This is a genomic window from Bacteroides sp. RCH18 (assembly GCF_058231005.1).
The window spans coordinates 2,081,659-2,103,230 of record NZ_JBIPTC010000002.1 but is presented as its reverse complement, the minus strand read 5'-3'; the positions used below and the strand labels follow the sequence as shown (position 1 = coordinate 2,103,230).

Annotated in this window: 13 protein-coding genes and 1 pseudogene; 5 read left to right on the top strand and 9 right to left on the bottom strand. The window is 44.0% G+C overall.

Translation table 11 applies throughout. The features are described from left to right. The 6 genes and pseudogenes from ACHLI0_RS23385 to ACHLI0_RS23360 form a co-directional block, all read right to left on the bottom strand. Positions 1-2,412, bottom strand: coding sequence for an SLBB domain-containing protein (locus ACHLI0_RS23385; RefSeq protein ID WP_490750141.1), 2,412 nt, complete (start codon positions 2,410-2,412; stop codon positions 1-3). A gap of 15 nt (positions 2,413-2,427) precedes the next feature. Then, on the bottom strand, positions 2,428-2,796 hold the full coding sequence (locus ACHLI0_RS23380; RefSeq protein ID WP_490750188.1) for a UpxZ family transcription anti-terminator antagonist: 369 nt from the start codon (positions 2,794-2,796) through the stop codon (positions 2,428-2,430). Positions 2,797-2,822: 26 nt separating this feature from the next. Continuing rightward, positions 2,823-3,401, bottom strand: coding sequence for a UpxY family transcription antiterminator (locus ACHLI0_RS23375; protein WP_234118566.1), 579 nt, complete (start codon positions 3,399-3,401; stop codon positions 2,823-2,825). Between the two features lie 336 nt (positions 3,402-3,737). Further along, positions 3,738-4,703, bottom strand: a complete 966-nt coding sequence (locus tag ACHLI0_RS23370; RefSeq protein ID WP_234118568.1) for a tyrosine-type DNA invertase cluster 3b — start codon at positions 4,701-4,703, stop codon at positions 3,738-3,740. A 113-nt stretch (positions 4,704-4,816) separates the two neighbouring features. Further along, positions 4,817-5,014, bottom strand: a pseudogene (locus ACHLI0_RS23365) (PD-(D/E)XK nuclease domain-containing protein); the annotation flags it as partial. Between the two features lie 87 nt (positions 5,015-5,101). Then, a complete protein-coding gene (locus ACHLI0_RS23360) occupies positions 5,102-6,073 on the bottom strand; it encodes a type I phosphomannose isomerase catalytic subunit (RefSeq protein WP_008760658.1) in 972 nt (323 codons plus the stop codon). A 228-nt stretch (positions 6,074-6,301) separates the two neighbouring features. Between ACHLI0_RS23360 and ACHLI0_RS23355 the strand changes: the two genes are divergently transcribed. The 3 genes from ACHLI0_RS23355 to galK are packed head-to-tail and all read left to right on the top strand — an operon-like array spanning position 6,302 to position 9,960. After that, entirely contained in the window at positions 6,302-7,399 is a 1,098-nt protein-coding gene (locus tag ACHLI0_RS23355; RefSeq protein WP_008766110.1) for an aldose epimerase family protein, read from the top strand. A 53-nt stretch (positions 7,400-7,452) separates the two neighbouring features. After that, the gene (locus ACHLI0_RS23350; RefSeq protein ID WP_008760657.1) at positions 7,453-8,763 is read left to right on the top strand and encodes a sugar MFS transporter; all 1,311 of its coding nucleotides are present in this window, start codon (positions 7,453-7,455) and stop codon (positions 8,761-8,763) included. A 42-nt stretch (positions 8,764-8,805) separates the two neighbouring features. Further along, positions 8,806-9,960: a galactokinase gene (gene galK, locus ACHLI0_RS23345; RefSeq protein ID WP_008760656.1), complete on the top strand. Its 1,155-nt coding sequence runs from the start codon at positions 8,806-8,808 to the stop codon at positions 9,958-9,960. A gap of 119 nt (positions 9,961-10,079) precedes the next feature. On the opposite strand, the gene ACHLI0_RS23340 is transcribed toward galK, so the two are convergent. From ACHLI0_RS23340 to ACHLI0_RS23330, 3 genes are read right to left on the bottom strand one after another with little or no spacing between them, the layout of a single operon-like run. Beyond that, entirely contained in the window at positions 10,080-11,045 is a 966-nt protein-coding gene (locus ACHLI0_RS23340; protein ID WP_490750140.1) for a glycoside hydrolase family 43 protein, read from the bottom strand. Between the two features lies 1 nt (position 11,046). Beyond that, positions 11,047-13,029 (bottom strand): alpha-L-arabinofuranosidase C-terminal domain-containing protein, encoded by a 1,983-nt coding sequence (locus ACHLI0_RS23335; protein ID WP_490750139.1) that lies wholly within the window; start codon positions 13,027-13,029, stop codon positions 11,047-11,049. Between the two features lie 25 nt (positions 13,030-13,054). Next, positions 13,055-14,596 carry an arabinan endo-1,5-alpha-L-arabinosidase gene (locus tag ACHLI0_RS23330; protein WP_055217423.1) on the bottom strand — a complete coding sequence of 514 codons (1,542 nt, stop codon included), beginning with the start codon at positions 14,594-14,596 and terminating at the stop codon, positions 13,055-13,057. Between the two features lie 155 nt (positions 14,597-14,751). Here ACHLI0_RS23330 and ACHLI0_RS23325 point away from each other — a divergent pair, with 155 nt between their 5' ends. Further along, positions 14,752-19,014 (top strand): hybrid sensor histidine kinase/response regulator transcription factor, encoded by a 4,263-nt coding sequence (locus ACHLI0_RS23325; protein ID WP_490750138.1) that lies wholly within the window; start codon positions 14,752-14,754, stop codon positions 19,012-19,014. Positions 19,015-19,243: 229 nt separating this feature from the next. Beyond that, complete coding sequence (locus ACHLI0_RS23320; RefSeq protein WP_490750137.1) at positions 19,244-21,553, top strand: LamG-like jellyroll fold domain-containing protein; 2,310 nt, start codon at positions 19,244-19,246, stop codon at positions 21,551-21,553. Positions 21,554-21,572 lie beyond the last annotated feature (19 nt).

Sequence of the window (21,572 nt, the reverse complement as noted above, 5' to 3'; positions counted from 1 at the left end):
TTATTTCTTTATAAGATTAGCAATGGAAGCAATCATCATACCCAAAGAACTGAAAGAAGTAGCATAACCTAAAATATTAGCTATGTTCCCTTTCTTCTTAGCCTTACTAGGCACAATAATCTCACATCCCGGTTCAATCTGTTTCTTACCACTACCCTTAACCTTAGTCACCTGACCATTCATGTAAACAATGAATTTCTTACTCTTCCTTGCATTATCAGAATAGCCACCGGCCTGATTCAGGTAATAATCCACATTCTTGCCCTTCATATAAGAAACCGTATTGGGGACCATGACAGCACCATTGATAGTTACAGTATTAGTATTCTTTGGTATGAAGACCACATCACCTTCACGTAAGACAAGGTCGGCACTACCCTTAGGATTAGCCAAAGCCTTCTCCAGATCAATGCCTACCGTAAAGGTATCCTCAACACCAATACCCAAAGAGTCAATCATGGCCTCACCCAATTGCCTGCTCATCAGGCGAATCACATCTCCCATACGTTTCTTCTCACCGGCACTTGCCACACGGGTCAGCTTTGCACCACGAAGATAAGCAAGGTTAGTAGGACCACCCGCTTTATTCACCAGATCGGAAAGACGTTCCTCACGGTTGGTCATGGCATAATTTCCTCCAAACAATATTTCACCATCAATGACTACATTCTGTTGCGCCTGATAACCCGGACTGCGACGGACATAAACTTCGTCATAAGGCTGAAGGATAAAACCGGGCTGACCGTCGATGACAAAACCATCCTTTAAAGAGAAGGTATACATCTGACCGATAGTATCATTATCCGCGATACTACGGGGATTCTTGATTCGTCTCGACACATCAATGCGGACAGTGGAGGCGGCTTCTTTCAAGCCACCGGCCTGGATGATCAGATCCTCAAGTGTCATGTTATCAGCATAGGGATAGGAATCAGGGTGCGTGACTTCACCATGAACTATGACATTGCCACGATCTTCCAGATCGTGGATGCTCGGAATGTAGAGGATGTCATTCTTCATCAGGGCGAGGTTCGGGGAAGTACCGTTCATGATAGACTTGATATCTATCTGAACAACTTCACTGGTCAGGTCCTCACGCTGGCGATAAAGGACGGCACGATTCAGGAAAGCGTCACCGGTCAGACCCTGAGCCTCATTGACAAGTTCGCGGATCGTATTCAGTTTACCGCTGAGCTGGTAGATGCCGGGACGATAGACCGCACCACGGATTTCCAGTTTGTTTGTGAAGCGGTTAAGGATGGCTTCGGCTGTTACAACGTCACCGTTACGCATTGTGTAGATGCTGTAGTCCATATCCTTGACTGTGTTGACTTCGTATTCCTCACCATTCTGACGGACAACACGTAATGAACGGGTGTAGGCGTCAGCTTCAAAGCCGCCGGCATATTTGATTAAAGTGGCAAGGTTCTCGTCTTTCTTCATTTCGAAACGCATAGGACGTTTTACCTTACCGCTGATCTTTACCAAGACATCATAAGCAGGAACAATCACGACGTCACCTTCCTGAAGGCGGATGTCATCCTGTGTGTTGCCTTTCATGATAAATTCGTAGACGTCGATGGTGGCGATATTCTTTCCGTTGCGTACCAACTGAACGTTTCGGAGGCTGCCGATATCACTCACACCGCCTGCACGGTAAAGCGCATGGAAGACGGTAGAGAAGGAAGAAAGGGCGTAAGTACCGGGCTGTACGACTTCTCCCATCACGTTGATCTGAATAGTACGGATGTTACCTAACGTCAGACGGATGTCGGAAGTAGGGTCGGTAGTATTGTTCAGGCCGTTATAAATCTTATTCAGGGCGTTCTTCAGATAGTCATTGGCGGCGGAGACTGTCATACCGCTAAGGTTGACAGGCCCGATCTTCTGAATATTGATGGTGCCTTCAGGAGAGATCTGCTGGCGGATCGTGTTCTGGCTGGCACCCCAAATATCGATGATGACTTCATCACCGGGACCCAGACGATAGTTGGCAGGAGTGGCAAGGTTGACACTAGGCTCGAACGTCAGGTTGCGGGTATTGAAAATATTGCGCCCGAAAACCTGGTCCTCACGGGCCAAATCTTCCGTAGTCGGATGATCTTCCAGCATGTCGGAAGTATTCTCCTTTGTCTCTTCACGAAGGCGGGACTCGTTGATATCCGTACCCGTAGATTGGGAGGTGTTTACATTGTTCTGCTGCTCATACAGCTGCTTCACACGCATAGCCTGTTCCTTGGTCACACCTTTACGCGCAAGTTCGGAAGCAAGCTGTTTCTGTTCCTTGCCTTGCCGGATACCGTCCTTTACATATTCCAGTACCTGTGAGTCACTCATGGACTGGGCCATAAGCGAGCCACTTCCCAGCATAGAACAAAAAAGTAGAATGCTAAAAAGTCGTTGTATTTTCATTGACAAATAAAAAAGTTAGTTGGTTTCACACAGTTCCTGCATACCGTGACAGACCGCAGACAACTGTTGTTTAAGAAGAGAAGGGGGAAGAGCATCAAGAAGGGTCAGAGAACGCTGCAAGACAGACCGTTTTCTATCCTCGTCTTCCGGATTGGCGTACATCGACACATTATATCCCTGAAGGATAGCCAAACACAGGGTAGCATCCTGTTCCGGTGTCTCCCCCCGTTGTGAATATAAATCGTTTATCTGTTCGTGGATTGATTGTTGTAATACAGAAAGGTCATCGGCGTAAACATACCCCTCATTATCACCGATGTGAAGTAAACGATTTGCCAAAGAATACAGATCCGCTATCTTTTTCTGTAGTAATATCCCCATAATCTCACCCTTAAAATTTCATTTTTTACTCAAACATTTGTAGAAATAGGCGTAACATAGCCGATAGGCATATCAACACAAGCGCATCCCAACATATCCAGACGAACAGCAACTTTACTTTTCCCATCCAACGTGACAAGCTCACCCACCAGTCCCATCAAAGGTCCTTTGATCACTCTGACTCTCTCACCACGAGCCAAAGGAGAATAATTCATAGATATGGTCTTATCTGAATAGTCAAGCATAAAGCGAAAACGTGCCATCTGATCATCAGGAATCACAGCAGGCTTTCCCTCACCACGTAACACCATATAGCGACTTACTGTGGAGATGGTCAAAGCAGCCATCCGTTCCTTCTGATCAGCATGGACAAATACCATCATTGGAAGAAGAACAGCCTCAACTAATTTGCGACGATCACTCCACTGATGAATTTCCTGTTGGACAGGAACAAAAGTCTCAATTCCCATTTTCCCCAAAAGTTCAGCTACTTTTTTTTCATGATGAATGCGTACATGAGCCACATACCAGCGTTTTGAACATGCTACGCCCTCCCCTGTCCCATTTTTGGTCCCGAGGATGGCTGATTTCTCTTTTGTTAGAATCATAATATTTTACCCCATGTGTTTCTGTTACTTCTTAGGTAACAGAAAATCACACATCCAAACCAAATAAGATGAGAATACTGAAAAACACCGACAAATGCGTTGTAAAGAGCGTTTAAACTCTAAGAGAAAGAGGATATACTAGAAGAAATTAGGTATATAAGAGTCAGGACATGAAAATAAGTTTTTTTTCATGTCTACATCTATTTTTGCCTTATATTTCGAATAAGGCTAAAAAAAATGGGGTTTTATTTGTTTGTTACATGTGTTTTTGTCTATCTTTGCCCAAAATTTGCTTCTGTTACCTAAGAAGTAACACACATACTTTAATATTGATTATTAACATTTTGCATCTTCACCCCGTCCTAAAGTCCAACTCTTCACGTAAGATAAATTCTTTCGATTCACTTCCGTACGTTCTTGTAAGCCGAAACCTTTCAAATAAATCTGTGTCGTCTTAATCGATTTATGCCCAAGCGATTCACTGATCATTTCAATGGAGACTCCACGATATTTAGCAGTGGTAGCCCAAGAATGACGAAGCGAATAAGAAGTCACTCGAGAAGTTAGTCGTAGAGCTTTTGCCAAACACTTCAAATGATTATTGAACAAACGGAGGGCAGATTGATATTCACGATAGGCACATTCGTCCTTGCGTTTTTTATCGCCATGAAGGATGCTAAACAGGTAATCTGGACAATCAGGAAGAGAAGGCTTGTCATTGCGAAGCTGGTCAATCATATCCTTAGCTGTATCTAAGACTTCGACACTCATTGGGGTCTTCGTTTTGATACGGTTATACCGGAGAATGTTGCAACCATCCAAAGAGGACTTTTCCAAATGTGCCAAATCGGCAAAGGACATGCCACAAAACTGAAACATCAAAGCAGCAATAGCCTGAGTACGGCGCAAACGTTCTGACTTGGGATCTTCATAGAGAAGACGGTGAAGTTCACCAATCGGCAACGCTTTCTTCTGACGGATATCTACACCTGTATATACATCATGAAACAGGCGGTGCACGTATGGTGCATTTCCTGCCTCTACTCCACGATTATAGATACTACGAAGCATGCGCATATAGGTGGAAACTGTATTAGGCTTCAAACCGAAACTATAAAGATGCTCTCCATAACAACGCAAACGTTCACGGCTGACCTGTCTGAAAGACACATTAGCAGTGCCACAAAACTTAGTAAAAGAGAAAAGAGCATTCTTATAAACATGTGCTGTGGAATAACGCCCCTCTTTTTTTAAAAGACCGATGTACAACTCTGCACAACGGCTAAATCCATTTTTCTTCATCTTATATATCACTAGTAAATTTATACAATGATAAGACGAAAAAAACGATTTAGCAACAGAAGTTCAAAACCTTTCCAAAAATTATATAAAACTGAACGGGGATAGAATTGATGCTACTTCACTATCCACTTCTCAATATTGCGTGTTTCTGAGCTAAAATTGACACCAATTTTGAATAGTCTGCGTTCATCAGTCTCAAAAGGAAGTGCATAATGCTTTTCATTAATCTGTTTGATAGCTTCTTCAGCAGTACCATCCAACTTAAATTCCATCACATATATGAATTTGTCAGTCTGTAAGACAAAATCGATACACCTTTCTTTCTACAACGCAAAGCAGGCGAGAAAGTTTTTCTCGCCTGCCCGGTCTATACTTTTATCAATAATATTGTCTATTATTTACACGTATGTTTCCAGCAATTTTACGTTTCCAGCTTCCGGAGTAATTGTTACATCCTGTGTTGTAGCAGGAAGCAGAATAGATTCTCCGGCACCTACTTTCAGTTCATTACCTTCATTGTCTTTTATCTTGCATGCACCTTCCATACAAATGAAGATCACGAATGAATCGAGTTCTGAATAATCACAGCTGATTTCTTCGGTCATATCATACACGGAAGTAGTGAAGTACGGACAGGCTACAAGTTCTACCGGCTCATCTTTCACCGCTTCGTATTTGGTACGATAATCATCCAACACTTCGTAATTGATGGCTTCACGCGCCAGGTCAGTATGCAGTTCACGAGTTTTTCCGTTTGCATCCTTACGGTTGAAGTCATAGATACGATAAGTAATATCCGAAGTCTGCTGGATTTCGGCAATAAACGCACCAGCGCCAATACTGTGCACACGTCCGGCAGGAAGGAAGAATACATCTCCCGGCTTGATCTCATACTCCTGCAATACGTCAGTGATCGTATTGTTCAGCACGCGCTCTTTATATTCTTTCGGGGTGATTTGCTCGGAAAATCCAGAACGCAGTTTCGCTCCTTTATCAGCATCCACTACATACCACATTTCGGTTTTACCCATTGAGTTGTGCCTTTTCTTTGCCAAATCATCTGCCGGATGCACCTGAATGGATAAATCCTGCTTTGCATCGATGAATTTGATAAGCAGTGGGAATTTATTGCCAAAACGAGCATAATTCGCTTCGCCAACCAGTTCCTCGCGATACTTTCTCACCATATCAGCCAGAGTTAAACCTTTGTCCGGGCCATTAGCCACAACAGATTCATTGTCCTCTACGCCGGAAATCTCCCAGCTTTCTCCTACTCCTTTCAAGTCTGAATTCAAATGCTTGAACGGAATAATTTTGTCGCCCCCCCAAAGCGTCTGCTTCAGAATAGGTTCGAATTTTAATGGATACATTTTTGTTTTTCTTGTTAATAAACTTAGATTAAATTCTCCCGGATTATAATAATCCGGGAACAAACATACGAAAAATTGTTCACTTTAAAAGAAAAGAAGGATGAAAAATACAGAAACCTAAGTGAGAACGCTAAACTTTCCTAAACTACCCACCATATTTAGCCGGAATAATTTGTGAGTAACAAAGAATTTACCTTTATTTGCAAGAAAATTTTAAGAATACCAGACATGAATAACACATTCCCAACGGAAGGGAATCTATCAGGGCTCAGCCGGAAAGATTTCCAAAAGGAGATAAATAATAAAGAAACTGATTTATTTATCCTCAAAAATAAAAAGGGAATGGAAGTCGCCGTAACTAATTACGGATGCGCCATTCTCGCTATCATGGTACCGGATAAAGATGGAAAATATGCAAACGTTGTCCTCGGACACGACAGCATAGACCACGTTGTCAACAGCCCGGAACCCTTCCTCAGCACTACTATCGGACGCTATGGCAACCGCATCGCCAAAGGAAAATTCACATTGTACGGAGAAGAGCACGAGCTCACTATCAACAACGGACCCAACTCCCTGCACGGAGGACCTACCGGTTTTCACGCCCGCGTTTGGGATGCCGACCAACTGGCTGAAAATATAATCCAGTTCAATTATGTTTCAGCCGACGGCGAAGAAGGTTTCCCCGGCAATCTGGAGGTTGAAATGGTTTATCGCCTGGAAGAAGAAGAAAATGCACTGGTAATCGAATATCGTGCCACAACTGACAAAGCTACTGTAGTCAACCTGACCAATCACGGTTTCTTCAATCTGGCTGGTATCAGCAATCCTACTCCTACTATCGAAAACAATATTGTTACTATCAACGCTAATTTCTACACGCCTATCGATGAAGTTTCTATCCCAACCGGAGAAGTTGCCAAAGTAGAAGGTACTCCAATGGACTTCACCACTCCGCATACCGTAGGCGAACGTATCAACGATAAATTCCAACAACTGATTAACGGTGCCGGATACGACCACTGCTACGTACTGAACAAGATTGAAACAGGTTCACTGGATCTCGCTGCTACTTGTTTCGAACCGAATAGCGGTCGTACCATGGAAGTATACACTACTGAAGCAGGTGTACAACTTTACACCGGTAACTGGCTGAATGGTTTCGAAGGTGCTCACGGTGCTACATTCCCTGCAAGAAGCGCTATCTGCTTCGAGGCACAATGTTTCCCCGACACTCCGAACAAACCTCATTTCCCCTCGGCTACTTTATTGCCGGGCGATGAATACCAGCAGGTGACTATCTACAAATTCGGTGTGGAAAAATAAAAGATAAAAAAATAACTAACCTAATTTTATAAACTAACATTTTTAATAGAACCATGACACAAGAAAAAAAGAATGGAAAAATCATTGCCATTATCACGATGATTTTCCTTTTCGGTATGATTTCATTCGTTACTAACCTCGCAGCTCCTATGGGTATTGTGCTGAAGAACCAATTCGACGTATCCAATGCTTTGGGTATGCTGGGAAACTTCGGTAACTTTATAGCTTATGCAGTAATGGGTATCCCCAGCGGTATCTTGTTGCAACGTGTGGGATATAAGAAAACAGCACTTATCGCAGTAGCTATCGGTTTTATCGGCGTAGGTATCCAGTTCCTGTCCGGTCATTCAAGCCCTGAGATGGCTTTTGCCGTTTATTTGATTGGTGCATTCGTAGCAGGTTTCTCTATGTGTTTGCTTAACACTGTAGTAAACCCGATGTTGAACAAACTGGGTGGTGAAGGTAACAAAGGTAACCAGCTTATCCAAGTGGGCGGCTCTTTCAACTCTGTAATGGCTACCATCACTCCGATGTTCGTTGGTATCCTGATCGCCGGATCTATCGAAAAAGCTACTATCTCTCAGATTTTCCCTGTAATGTACACTGCAATGGCTGTATTCGCTTTCGCATTCTTCGTACTCCTGTTTGTACGCATTCCGGAACCGAACGCTGCTGCTACAACTGAACCAATCAGCACACTGATGAAAGGTGCTTTGAAGTTCCGTCACTTTGTATTGGGCGCTATCGCTATCTTTGTATATGTAGGTATTGAAGTAGGTGTACCAGGTACTCTGAACCTGTTCCTTACTGACCCTGTAGAAAAAGGCGGTGCCGGTATCGCTTCTACAATCTCCGGTTTCGTAGTAGGAACTTACTGGTTCCTGATGTTGATCGGTCGTCTGGCCGGTGCTTCACTCGGTGCAAAAGTTTCCAGTAAAGCGATGCTTACATTTACATCCGCTCTGGGATTGATTTTAGTATTCCTTGCTATCTTCTCTTCTACAGGAACATTGGTGAATCTGCCTGTACTTCAACAAAGCGCAACTGGCGGTTTGTCATTCGGTTTTGCAGAAGTGCCCATTAACGCTATGTACTTGGTATTAGTTGGTCTCTGTACTTCTATTATGTGGGGTGGTATCTTCAACCTTGCTGTAGAAGGACTGGGTAAATATCTGGCTGCTGCTTCCGGTCTGTTTATGGTACTGGTATGCGGTGGAGGTATCCTGCCTGTAATTCAAGGATGGGTAGCTGACGTAGCCGGTTTCATGGCTAGCTATTGGGTAATTATCGCTGCTCTGGCTTACTTGCTGTACTACGGTCTGGTAGGTTGCAAGAACGTTAATAAAGACATTCCAGTAGAATAAAACTCTGAATTTAATTTATTCACCTTATAAAATTGATTTATCATGGATATAGAACACGTAAGAAGTCGCTTCATTAAGCATTTTGATGGAACTACAGGATTTATATATGCCTCTCCGGGTCGTATCAACCTGATTGGCGAACATACTGACTACAACGGTGGATTCGTATTCCCCGGAGCTGTAGACAAAGGTATGCTTGCTGAAATCAAACCGAACGGCACTGACAAAGTAAGAGCTTATTCTATCGACCTGAAAGATTATGTAGAATTTGGTCTGAACGAAGAGGATGCTCCCCGTGCAAGCTGGGCAAGATACATTTTCGGTGTATGCCGTGAAATGATCAAACGTGGCGTAGACGTGAAAGGATTCAATACCGCTTTCTCCGGTGATGTGCCTCTGGGTGCAGGTATGTCTTCTTCTGCTGCTCTGGAAAGTACATATGCTTTCGCATTGAATGAACTGTTCGGTGAAGGTAAAATCGACAAATTTGAATTGGCTAAAGTAGGTCAGGCTACTGAACACAACTACTGCGGTGTAAACTGCGGTATCATGGACCAGTTCGCTTCTGTATTCGGTAAAGCTGGCAGCTTGATCCGTCTGGACTGCCGTTCACTGGAATATCAATATTTCCCATTCCATCCGGAAGGTTATCGTCTGGTATTGATGGATTCAGTAGTGAAACACGAACTGGCTTCTTCCGCTTACAACAAGCGTCGTCAGAGCTGTGAGGCTGCTGTTGCTGCTATCCAGAAAAAACATCCGCATGTAGAATTCCTGCGTGACTGTACAATGGACATGCTGGAAGAAGCGAAAGCTGATATCAGCGCTGAAGATTATATGCGTGCCGAATATGTAATCGAAGAAATCCAACGCGTACTTGATGTTTGCGATGCGCTGGAAAAAGACGATTACGAAACAGTAGGTCAGAAGATGTACGAAACTCACCACGGTATGAGTAAATTGTACGAAGTGAGCTGCGAAGAACTTGACTTCCTGAACGATTGCGCTAAAGAATATGGTGTAACCGGTTCACGCGTAATGGGTGGTGGCTTCGGTGGTTGTACTATCAACCTTGTCAAGAACGAACTGTATGACAACTTCGTTGAAAAGACAAAAGAAGCTTTCAAAGCTAAATTCGGCAGAAGCCCGAAAGTATATGATGTAGTAATCGGTGACGGTTCACGCAGAGTAGAATAAGTTATTATTCATCAGAATTAAATAAGCAGGGCGTCTTTCCGGAATGGAAGGACGCCCTTACTTTTCAATTAACAAAAATCTAAAAACCTATTATCTAACCTAACCCTATAATTTCCTGTTTATTGTACGCCTTCCGTTGTCATCTGAATGCGTTTCATGGTACCGTCCTCGTTATAATACAAACGATCGATGCAGACGGAACGGCGGAAACTGCCTCCGGCTGTATTGATGCTTCCATTATGATAAATGAAATACCAGTCGCCCTTGAACTCGATAATAGCCTGATGATTGGTATTGGAATTGCCGGCTATCTCATTAAGGATGCCTTTGTATTCCCAAGGTCCGGTAATGCTACGGCTCATGGCGTAGCATATCTTTTCCGGAAATTCAGAAGCATATGAAAGGTAGTACCAGTCTCCACGCTTATGTATCCACGGAGCTTCCGTATATCGGGGCAGATGAACCGGTACGATAGGACCATCCAGCTCGATCATATTCTGTTTCAGTTTGGCATAGTAGCATTGGGTATTCCCCCAATAAAGATATGCCTGTCCGTCGTCGTCAATAAAAACGGTCGGATCGATATCTTCCCAAGAGATCTTGGTAAATTCGGTCGTCATATCATTGGTGATCAGCGCAGAACCACGGGCATCCACAAAAGGACCGACAGGCGAATCAGATACGGCTACACCGATGGATTTTCCGTGAATAGTGCCGTGTTCCACCGTCACATACCAATAGAACTTCCCGTCACGTTCTATCACCTGACTAGCCCATGCTTCCCCTTTTGCCCAACTGAAATCTTTGGCTTTCAAAGGAACAGGATGCTCCGTCCATGTCTTCATATCGGGAGACGAGAATACACACCATTCATTCAACTGGTAATGTTCTCTGGGAGGAGGACATTCGTCATGTCCGGCATAAATGTACACCTTACCGTTATGCACCATAGCACCCGGATCGGCTGTATATTTATATTTTATGATGGGATTGCCATTGGCTACAAAAGTAGTGTCATTCTGCGCAGACAGCCCGGAAAAGGCTGCCAATACGCATGAAATCATAACTAGTTTAACGCTATTCATTTTATTTCTTCGTGAATTTATAAACTGCAAACGTGTTCGGTCCGAGTTCGGTGGTTAACGCATGACCATTGATCGTTAACGGTGTCTCCCGCGGAGTGATGGCAAACGGTTGGTCAAGCGTATTATCTTTGTCCTGATCGAGTGAGCTAAGAGTGATGCAACGTCCTTCGGACAATACATCCTGCTTTTTCAGACCTTCGAAAGTCAAGGATACAGGCTGTGTCTTATCGGAAGTATTAGCTACTTTGACAATCAGTTCGTTCTTATCCTTATCATAGACTGCACTGGCAAAAAGTCCGTTTTGTCCTTCCGCCCCCGTTACCGGTTTCTTGTTCATAGTGAGAGGAAGTACATTCGTTCCTTTGTTCTGTGCATATAGCTGCTGCACATAATAACTTACGGTACGCACCGAGTTGAGGTTATCAAACCAAATCATGTCCGGACGCCATTGCCATCCCTCCACATGAGCGAAAAGCGGCGCATAAGTAGCCATGTGTACGATATCGGCATTGCGTTCCAATCCGGTCATGAAGGCTGCTTCGAGCAAGGCAGCATGGAAGTGGTTCCATTTCTTTCCTTTTCCATGACAAGCATATTCGCCGGCAAATACTTTCGGTCCTTTACGGTCGTAGTTATCATAGCGTGCTCCCTGACTAAGGAACCAGCTTTCGGGACGGTAGAAGTGTTCGTCTACCAGATCAGCTTTCAGACGTTTCATCTCAGGCCACAGGTAATCGAATTCTTTTCCTTCGGAGTTCGGGCCGGAACTGCCTACAATCATGATTTCCGGATGCGCCTTGCGAAGAGCCTTGATAAACGGTTCGAGACGTTCGGGATACTCTTTTCCCCACTGTTCATTACCGATGCCCAGATATTTCAAATTGAAAGGTACCGGATGTCCCATATCGGCACGTACTTTCCCCCAAGTCGTGTTCACGTCTCCATTGGCAAATTCGATCAGATCGAGTGCATCCTGAATATAGCTGTCCAGGTCGCAAACTGCTACGTGAGCTTTTTCTTCATTGTTCTGATACTGACAGGCAAGTCCGCAATTCAGGATCGGAAGCGGTGCCGCTCCCATTTCTTCAGAAAGAAGAAAATATTCATAGAATCCCAGTCCGTAGCTTTGATAATAATCTGGATAGAAACGATGGGTAAAGGTATATTGCCAACGATTTTCGTTCAATGGACGGTTTTCTACCGGCCCCACGGATTTCTTCCAGTCATAACGGGTTTCGAGATCCGTACCTTCAACGATGCAACCACCGGGGAAACGGAAGACTCCCGGATGAACATCCGCCAAAGCCTGCGCAAGGTCTTTTCGAAGACCATTCTCATGTCCCTTCCAAGTATCGACAGGGAAAAGGGAAATATGCTCCAAGTCTACCGTACCTTGGGAAACAAGGAAAATACGAAGCGTTGCTTTAGGATTGGTAACACCCGCTTTTAAGATTACCTGATATTTCTTCCAGTCTTTGGAATCAATGGTCAGTGTCTGAGAGGCAAAAGCCTGATGTTCGCCCATAGATTTGGTATCTACAAGTTCCACACGTATCTTTTCACCTGTACCTCCGTGCGGCAAACGTGCCCACACGGAAAAGCGGTATTCTTCACCTTGCTTAACCCCGATGCCGAAGAAGCCTTCATTATCCAGTCCGGTATGCTTGTGGGCATGTCCCGGATTATCAAGACGCACATAATGCGGATTGCGTTCAAAAGGACCGTCATCCTGCAAAGTCACTTTTCCATAAGTCTTCCATCCCATCAGACGCTGAGGGAATTCGAATGAACGGTTCTTTACCAGTTCGGCATAAAGTCCGCCATCGGCAGCATAATTGATGTCTTCAAAAAAGAGTCCGTACATTGTCGGCTGGATTTCAGCACCCAACTTCTTAGTCTGGATCACCATTTCATTGGTTTGTGCATGAAGTGCCATGCCGGTAGATAAGGCTAATGCAGCCAGTAATTCTGTGTATCTTCTCATGGTTTTCAATAAAAATTATATATAGTTATTTGATTCTTTTTCCCCAGACAGAACGTCCCCGGCTATCGAGTCCGGTAAAGAGAATTGTTTCGGTTTCATTCTCCCAATCGTGTCCTGCAAAGATAACCAGATTCTCAATCTTCTCCGAGTTCAAATCTACCATTAATAGATGTTTTTCGGTCAAAAAGGACCATTTTCCATTCATTTGAACTATATTCCATCCATTATCGGTCATCTGCCCTTCGCACGTGCCGTCTTTTGCCAAAGTCATTCGGGTGGACAGGTTCCATTCCTTCTCTTTCAGTTCTCCCTCTCCCCATAAGATCTGTCCGGCTTCCAGCTGGCGCTCATACCTTGGTTCCTGCACTCGGATGATTTCCCATTCACCGACCAGGTCTTCTTTGCTGAATTGACGTGGAGCAGTCCCTGCATATCTTTCGGGAGAAGCAACCGGCCAGCCTTCGGGAGTGAAGAACAACTGCCGTATATGCAACACCATTAACTGATTTTGCGGTGACAGACGTCCCTGATGTGCCATAAAATAGTTTCCTTCACCATCAGAAAAGACGGCACAATGCGCTGTACCCGCCCATCCGGTATGGTTCTCAAAACGATATGGTGCAGTCAGTATCGGGAAGTTGTTGGTCGTATCTTTCACAGCCTTGCCAAAGTAGTCCGTAAATGGACCTTCGGCAGCATCCGAACGGCTGACACGTACATTATAAGTCGTCATCAGCGGATCATAGGAAGTGAAAAGATAATATTGTTTCAGCTCCGGATGATAGATTATTTCCGGTGCTTCGAGATTGTCCTTCCGATAGTTGGCACGCCGTGCTACAAGGTGCCCCAAATCGCCTTCGTTTAGAGCTAATCCGGTTTCCGGATTCAGTTCGACGCAATACAGACCACCGAAGAAGGAGCCGTAGTGCATCCACCATTTTCCGGTATTTTCGTCAGCTATGACGCTCGGATCGATAGCATTCATGGCGGTAGAATCATCTGTTTTAACAATACAGCCTTTCTGCGTCCACGGCCCTTCGGGAGAGGTTGATTCGGCAAGTCCGATATAGGATGTCTTACGTCCGAATGCAGATACGCAATAGTAGAGGCGATATTTATCTTTATAAGGGATGATATACGGTGCCCAGATATTGGTCGCCCCTTGCCCTCCTGCATGAGACTGTACCCATTGAACCGCTTCTTCCGGTATTTCGGGAAATGCCCATCCCAGAAATTCCCAATGTACTAAATCTTTAGAACGGCGCATCTGGATAAATCCCAACGGCACGCCTTTCTCTCTCGCCTCTTTCCGGTTCTCACCGAAAATCGCATCTGTAGAATACATATAATAATAGTCGCCCAGCTTCCGGCAGGACGGATCGTGTACATTGTATGTTCCCCATTGACGGTAATCTTCCATTTTGGCTACTGATAAATAATTATCATCCCAAGGATTAGCAGAAGGAGTCGGAGTAAACACGGAAGAAGTGCAACTTACAAAGAAGCTGCCTGCTACTAAAAGAACTGGCAAAAACAAGTTTTTCATAATATCTGTGTATTCGTTCATCAATTATGTTACAAAAATACGTCCCGTTTCCCCTATGGAAGGTGGACATACGAACACGATTGGTGGACAATCCGATAATCTGCTGAAAAGAAGCTCTTCTCATTTTTGTGATTGAAGAGATTCTTCTAACTTTGCCCTTATTAATACGTACATATATGAAAAACCACCTACTTATATACCTTATAATATATAGTATCTGTTCACTGGCCGGACAGGTTCGGGCACAGGAACGTTTTGCCGACCGCTATAATATTACGTATGTGACCATGAACGAGGGGCTTCCACATAATTTTATCGACGATTTGTACAAAGACAGCCGGGGGTTTATGTGGATTTCGACTGCCGGAGGCGGGCTTTCCCGTTATGATGGCTATGAGTTTGTAAACTACACTCCCAATAATCACCAATGCAAACTAAAAAGCAACTTTATACGCAATGTCTGTGAAGACGCCTTCCAACGCCTTTGGATCGTCTCCGAAGGGGGAACGGATATTATTGACTTATCTACTTTAAAACCGATTATCCCCCATGACCCGAAAGGGATACTTCCAAAGATACTGGAACTACCGGCTACCCGTATCATGAAAGATACGCAAGGCTGTATCTGGCTTCATTGCGACAACACCCTTCACCGTATCGAATTCAATGACAAAGGGGAAGTGCAAATTCTGTCTACACTCAGCCCTGTCTATCTGAATGGTCCGGACATTGCTCTGAAAGACATTGACGAGGATGGGAAAATATGGATGGGAAACAATGGAGAAATACGAAAAGTGGCATTAAGTCCGCAAAAGAGACTGGTAACCATTCCCATAGCCGACTGCCTGAAGTTCGAAGCGGGAACTTATATTTCGGATTTCCTCAGCAAAGAGAATGAAGTCTGGATCTCCAGTGACCGCGGACTATTCCGTTATAATAAAAGCGGCAATATGATAAAACGATATGAGCATGATTCCGGCAATCCCTATTCCCTGTCGCAAAATTATCTGACAAATTTAGCTATCACCGATGACAAACAATTAATCGTCGCGACACTACGTGGTATTAATATCTATAACCCGATGACGGATAATTTTGAACGTATAGCCTGTGACCTTCCAAATGGCGGCACCAATCTGCTGAACAGTAACTTTATTAATTGCATATTGACTGATGGAGAACATATCTGGTTCGGTACGGAAACCGGAGGTATCAATCTGTTGAATCCACGGCAACTATCAATACGGAGCTACCGGCATGACAAGGAAAATCCGTCAAGTTTATCCTATAATCCTGTCAATGCAATTTATGAAGATGTATACGGAACCTTATGGGTAGGGACAGTAGAAGGCGGACTGAACAGAAAAGAACGGAACAGCGAAGATTTCACCCATTATACACGTGAACACGGAGGGCTGAGTCACAACTCCGTGAGTGCCCTGACTGCCGATACCGACAATCACTTATGGATAGGTACATGGGGAGGAGGTCTCAATCTGCTTGATCTGAAAGCTCCCCGACAGATACTAGAGATAATTTCCTCACAGACCGGCGGAGGCTTTCCGATTAACTTTATCGGAGTATTGAATTATGACCCTATTAATGAAGGTATATGGATAGGCGCCAATCAAGGACTCTATTTTTATGATCCGGTAAAAAAGGAAATAACTGCTCCATTACCGGATAAGGCTGCTGAAAATATTCATGGCTGTATCGGTTCCATCATCGATAAGGAGGGTAAACTTTGGGTCGGTTGTCTGGAAGGGGTTTATATCATCAATCTGCATTCCCGTTCCTCTAAAGGAGAATTCCAGTACAGGCACCTGAACTACAAACTGGACGATCCGTCCTCCCGCCTGATTGAGAAAATAACCTGCTTTTATGAAGGTAAGGACGGAACTTTATGGCTGGGCAGTAACGGATATGGCATTTATCAACGAAAAATCGATGCTCAAGGAAAAGAACAGTTTATCTCTTATAGCACAGCGCAAGGATTACCGAACAACAGTATTCGGGGAATACTGGAAGATAACAACGGTAACTTATGGATCAGTACCAATAATGGACTCTCCTGTTATCACCAGGCAGAGAATCGTTTCATTAACTATACCATACAGGATGGTCTGATTGACACACAGTTTTATTGGAACGCCTCATGCGGTTCTTCTCATGACTTACTCTATTTCGGCAGTGTAGGCGGATTGGTTGCAATCGAAAGTAATCGTCCGGCGATGTCTCTTCCGGCTGCCAAAGTACGTTTCACCCGTCTGCGGATAGGTAATGAAGAAATATTGCCAGGCAGCGAATACCTGTCGGAAGATATTGCCATAACGACGGAACTGAAACTGCATGAAAAAGAGAAATCTTTCTCACTCGAATTTGCAGCGCTTAACTTTGAGTCAAACAATACAGCCATATACAGTTATCGTCTGGTCGGTTTTGACGATAAATGGGTACAGGTTCCGGGCAACCGACGTTTTGCCAGTTATACGAATTTACCTCCCGGTTCATATACTCTACAGGTCAGATATACTCCTGACGGCGAAAACGAGGGAGAAAACATAACGGAACTGAAGATTACGATTGTACCTTATTTCTATAAGACCGTATGGTTTATTCTATTCATCATCGTATTGTTGTCTGTCAGTGTATGGCAATTCTATCAATGGCGCATCCGTAATCTGAAACGACAGAAAGAATATCTGCACCGCACGGTAGAAGAACGTACTCATGAACTGGAACAGCAAAAGCATCTGTTAGAAAATCAAACGGATGAGCTGTCACGCCAAAACCAGATGCTGATTCAGCAGAATGAGAAAATCACGAGGCAGAAGGCACAACTGATTCGTATGTCCCGTAAAGTGCAGGAATTGACGCTTGACAAGATTTCATTCTTTACGAATATTACTCACGAATTCCGTACACCGATTACCCTCATTATCGGTCCTATCGAACGTGCGTTGAAATTAAGCTACAATCCGCAAGTCATTGAGCAATTGAACTTCGTGGAACGCAATTCCAAATATCTATTGTCTCTCGTCAATCAGTTGATGGATTTCCGGAAGGTAGAGTCCGGCAAACTGGAGATTGTGAAGACTCGGGGAAATTTTCTGAAATTTATCGATTCACTGATCACTCCGTTTGAAGTATTCGCCCAAGAGCGGAACATTGTGCTCAAACGCTATTACCGGATGGAGATGCCGGAGATTTTGTACGATGAGGAAGCAATGCGTAAGGTGGTCACCAATCTGTTGAGTAACGCTATCAAGTTTACTCCGAACGGGGGAACTGTGTCTCTCTACCTATCTGCTTTTTTCGCCAAAGACAGTGAAAAAGAGACTCTGTATATTTGTGTCAAAGACAGTGGTTCGGGCATCCCTGAAGAAGACCTCAACCGAATTTTCAACCGTTTCTACCAGTCGCAGAATCAAGTGAAATATCCGGTATACGGACAAGCAGGAACAGGCATCGGTTTATACCTCTGCAAACGGATTGTACAAATGCACGGCGGAGAGATCAAAGCATTCAATAACCGTCATGCAGGATGCTCTTTCCGCATCCTCCTCCCCTTGCAACGGGAAGAAGGAAAAGACGAAAAGACAATCATTATTGATCACAACGATTCGTCCGCAATTCCTGTTCAGGATTCCGGCTCTCCAAAAGAGAAAGAGGCTTTAAGTATACTGGTTGTGGAGGATAATGCTGATATGCGGGGATATATCCGGTCTATTCTTCGTGAACAGTATCATGTACTGGAAGCTGCCAATGGCGAAGAAGCATTACATATACTTAATAGTAATCCAATAGACTTTATTATCAGTGATTTGATGATGCCCGTCATGGACGGAATCGAACTGTCCCGAAAGGTAAAAGAAACATTTACCATTTCGCATATTCCTTTCCTGATGCTGACTGCCAAAACCTCACAAGAAGCCCGACTGGAAAGCTATCGTATGGGAGTGGATGAATATCTGCTGAAACCCTTTGATGAGACATTATTATTGACCCGTATTCAGAATATTCTGGAGAACCGGAAACGATATCAACGTAAATTTACGCTTGATATGGACGTGGACGTACTTAATATGGAAGAAGAATCCGGTGATAAGAAGTTCCTCAATCAAGTAATGGAGGTTATCAAAGAGAACTACAAGAACTCCTATTTTGAAGTCAGCGATTTTTGTGAAGCCGTCGGGGTAAGCAAAAGCCTGCTGAACAAAAAACTGCAAAACTTAATCGGTCAGTCCGCCGGACAGTTCATCCGGAATTACAGACTGAACATCGCTCGGGAATTGATTCTGAAGAATCGGGAAACGAAGAATATGAATATAGCGGAAGTTGCCTACGAAGTAGGATTCAATGATCCCAAATATTTTACAAGATGCTTCACGAAACATTTCAATGTGACACCAAGCGCACTGCTAAATAACGAAGAATAACTGATATAAGGGTTGCTATTATGAAACAATGATAGCAGCCCTTCGTCTTAAAATGAGCTCATTTTAAGAGACATCCGTCCGAGATTATACCCAAAGTGTAAAAAAGACACTTATATAGTCGTTTATCCACCTCGAAAATTCATTTGTCCACCTTTAATATACTCATCGGTTGTATTTTTGCGACACTACAACGAGTAGAATTATTGTTGAACCATTAATATCAATATCTATGAAGACAAGGAAATGGCCGTTACTACTTATGGCAATTCTTACCGTTCTCAGCATGAGTTCTTGTCAGGATTGGGGAGAAGCCGACCCACCGGCAGGAAATCAAAAACTTCCGGCAAAGCCGGATACCTCCGCTAAATTAATAGCTGAATTTACATTTGACGAAGATTTCAACTCTACTGCCACCGAAGGCGAAACACCTATATCGGGGGAAGGTTTTGCATACAGTGCAGATCAGGAGATTCCGGAAATCGTACAGGATGATGAAAGAGAAAGTGGAGTTATGCACGCCAACGGCGGATACCTCCGCATTCCCAACCCTCTTATCGGTGCAGATATCCAGACAGGAGTCTCATTTAGTTTCTTCGTAAAATCTACTAAAACAGACCATACAGGCGCACTGATCTCATTCAGTGACGGAACAAACAAACTGTATTTCACTGCAAATGCTTTTTTGAGCTATACCGGCACAGGAGGCTATCTGGACGTAAATGATCCGGAAGTCAGTGTAACGAACGCAATGCCTTACGGGACATGGCATTATGTTGCCTTGACTTTCACAGAGAAAGGATACGCCATTTATATCGATGGCACCAAGAAATACGATACCAACAACCATGCCAGCATCAGTTCCGGAAAGACAAGGGCTGTGAGCGTAGGTGACTTCGATTATTCCAATATGATCGATTTATTGTCATCTGCGACCTATATATATTTAGGCTATGGTTCGGATACGGAAACAGCCGAAGCCTATTATGATAATCTGAAGATCTGGACAAATACTTTCTCGGACAGCGATGCTCAGGGACCGAATATCGGTGGCGGAATACATGTGCCCGATCCTGTTTATAAAGCTACTTTCGAAACGACTACCGGACTACAGATCATTGGCGGTGGCAGCTTTGTTACAGATGATAATAGCGCCTTCGGAACCGTATTCAAGAATATCCCCGGAGGAATGCGTCAGAATTACTTGTTGCTTCCGGAAGATGTAATGTCACATTCTGCCGAAACGAAGGAAATGTCTATCGGAATGTGGGTGAATGCGAAGGATGCCGGAATCTCATCTACTTATATGTGGTCACCATTATTCAGTGCTCACGGACAGGCACCGGGCATAGCAGGTACTGCCAATACAGACAACTGGCCTATGTTTGCATTGTATGTAAGAGGAACATTACAACTGAATAATGCCGGATGGTGCAACTTTGATGATGCACAGAATGTAAATGGTACCAATGCTCTATATCATGACGCCACTGACTGGTTGGCTGATCATCAATGGCATTACTATACAGTAACTCTCACCGCTACTTCCGCCAAAGTATATATGGATGGCGAACTGAAGAACGAATGGCAGGTGGCTGGTACCGGAGATAATAATACAATTGAAGGTGCATTCATTTATGGTGCCAACTACAAATACATCACTTTAGGCGGAAATCAGGCGTTCGACTGGGGCGATCCCGATCCGGGATTCATGTTTGACGACTTCGCAGTCTATAACAAAGAATTATCTCCGGAACAGATCAAACAAATTATGGAAGACAAGACATTGGCTCTACCAACTCCTGTCTACATCAATACCTTTGAAGAAGGAGCCGGAGATGCAAAAATCGTAGGTTCGGGCAAAATAGTTTCAGTGGAAGACAAAGGGTTCGGACAGATATTCCAGAATGTAGCCGGTTCTAAAGGCACTAATTATCTGATGTTGCCTCAGGATGCTCTTTCTCACTCCGTAGAATCTCAAGAAGTGAGTATCAGTGTATGGGTGAATGCCAAGAATGCAGGAGGGTCGGATGATTACCGTTATTCACCGCTTTTCACGGCATACGGAAATGAGCCGTCAGCAGGATCAGAGAATATATGGCCATTGTTTGTCCTGCAATCACGCGGTCTCGCCCAGATAAACTGTAACGGATGGACAGACTTCACCGCCGCACAGAACGAGAAAGGTGTCAACACCGTTTATTGCTCGGAATATGCAGCAGATGGAATCGTTTGTGAGGAAGACTGGCTGAAGGATCATGAATGGCATCTTTACACAGCCGTTCTCACGTCTACCACCTGTAAAATCTACATTGACGGAGAAGTCGCCAACTCATGGACGGTGTCAGGCAGCGGTGACGGCAATACCATCTCCGGAATATTCACCAACGGTGCAGACTTGAAATACATCTCATTGGGCGGAAACCAGGCATGGACATGGGGCGATCCTGATCCCGGATTTATGTTCGACGACATCGCTATCTACAACAAAGCACTGACAATCGATGAGATACAGGCTATTATGAAAAAGAAAAAGAATTAAACCTTAAAGTTTAGTATAC

Coding starts and splice junctions, on each gene's coding strand:
- ACHLI0_RS23385 (WP_490750141.1), bottom strand. CDS start 2,412: ATGAAAATACAACGACTTTTTAGCATTCTACTTTTTTGTTCTATGCTG.
- ACHLI0_RS23375 (WP_234118566.1), bottom strand. CDS start 3,401: ATGATTCTAACAAAAGAGAAATCAGCCATCCTCGGGACCAAAAATGGG.
- ACHLI0_RS23370 (WP_234118568.1), bottom strand. CDS start 4,703: ATGAAGAAAAATGGATTTAGCCGTTGTGCAGAGTTGTACATCGGTCTT.
- ACHLI0_RS23360 (WP_008760658.1), bottom strand. CDS start 6,073: ATGTATCCATTAAAATTCGAACCTATTCTGAAGCAGACGCTTTGGGGG.
- ACHLI0_RS23355 (WP_008766110.1), top strand. CDS start 6,302: ATGAATAACACATTCCCAACGGAAGGGAATCTATCAGGGCTCAGCCGG.
- ACHLI0_RS23350 (WP_008760657.1), top strand. CDS start 7,453: ATGACACAAGAAAAAAAGAATGGAAAAATCATTGCCATTATCACGATG.
- galK (WP_008760656.1), top strand. CDS start 8,806: ATGGATATAGAACACGTAAGAAGTCGCTTCATTAAGCATTTTGATGGA.
- ACHLI0_RS23340 (WP_490750140.1), bottom strand. CDS start 11,045: ATGAATAGCGTTAAACTAGTTATGATTTCATGCGTATTGGCAGCCTTT.
- ACHLI0_RS23335 (WP_490750139.1), bottom strand. CDS start 13,029: ATGAGAAGATACACAGAATTACTGGCTGCATTAGCCTTATCTACCGGC.
- ACHLI0_RS23330 (WP_055217423.1), bottom strand. CDS start 14,596: ATGAACGAATACACAGATATTATGAAAAACTTGTTTTTGCCAGTTCTT.
- ACHLI0_RS23325 (WP_490750138.1), top strand. CDS start 14,752: ATGAAAAACCACCTACTTATATACCTTATAATATATAGTATCTGTTCA.
- ACHLI0_RS23320 (WP_490750137.1), top strand. CDS start 19,244: ATGAAGACAAGGAAATGGCCGTTACTACTTATGGCAATTCTTACCGTT.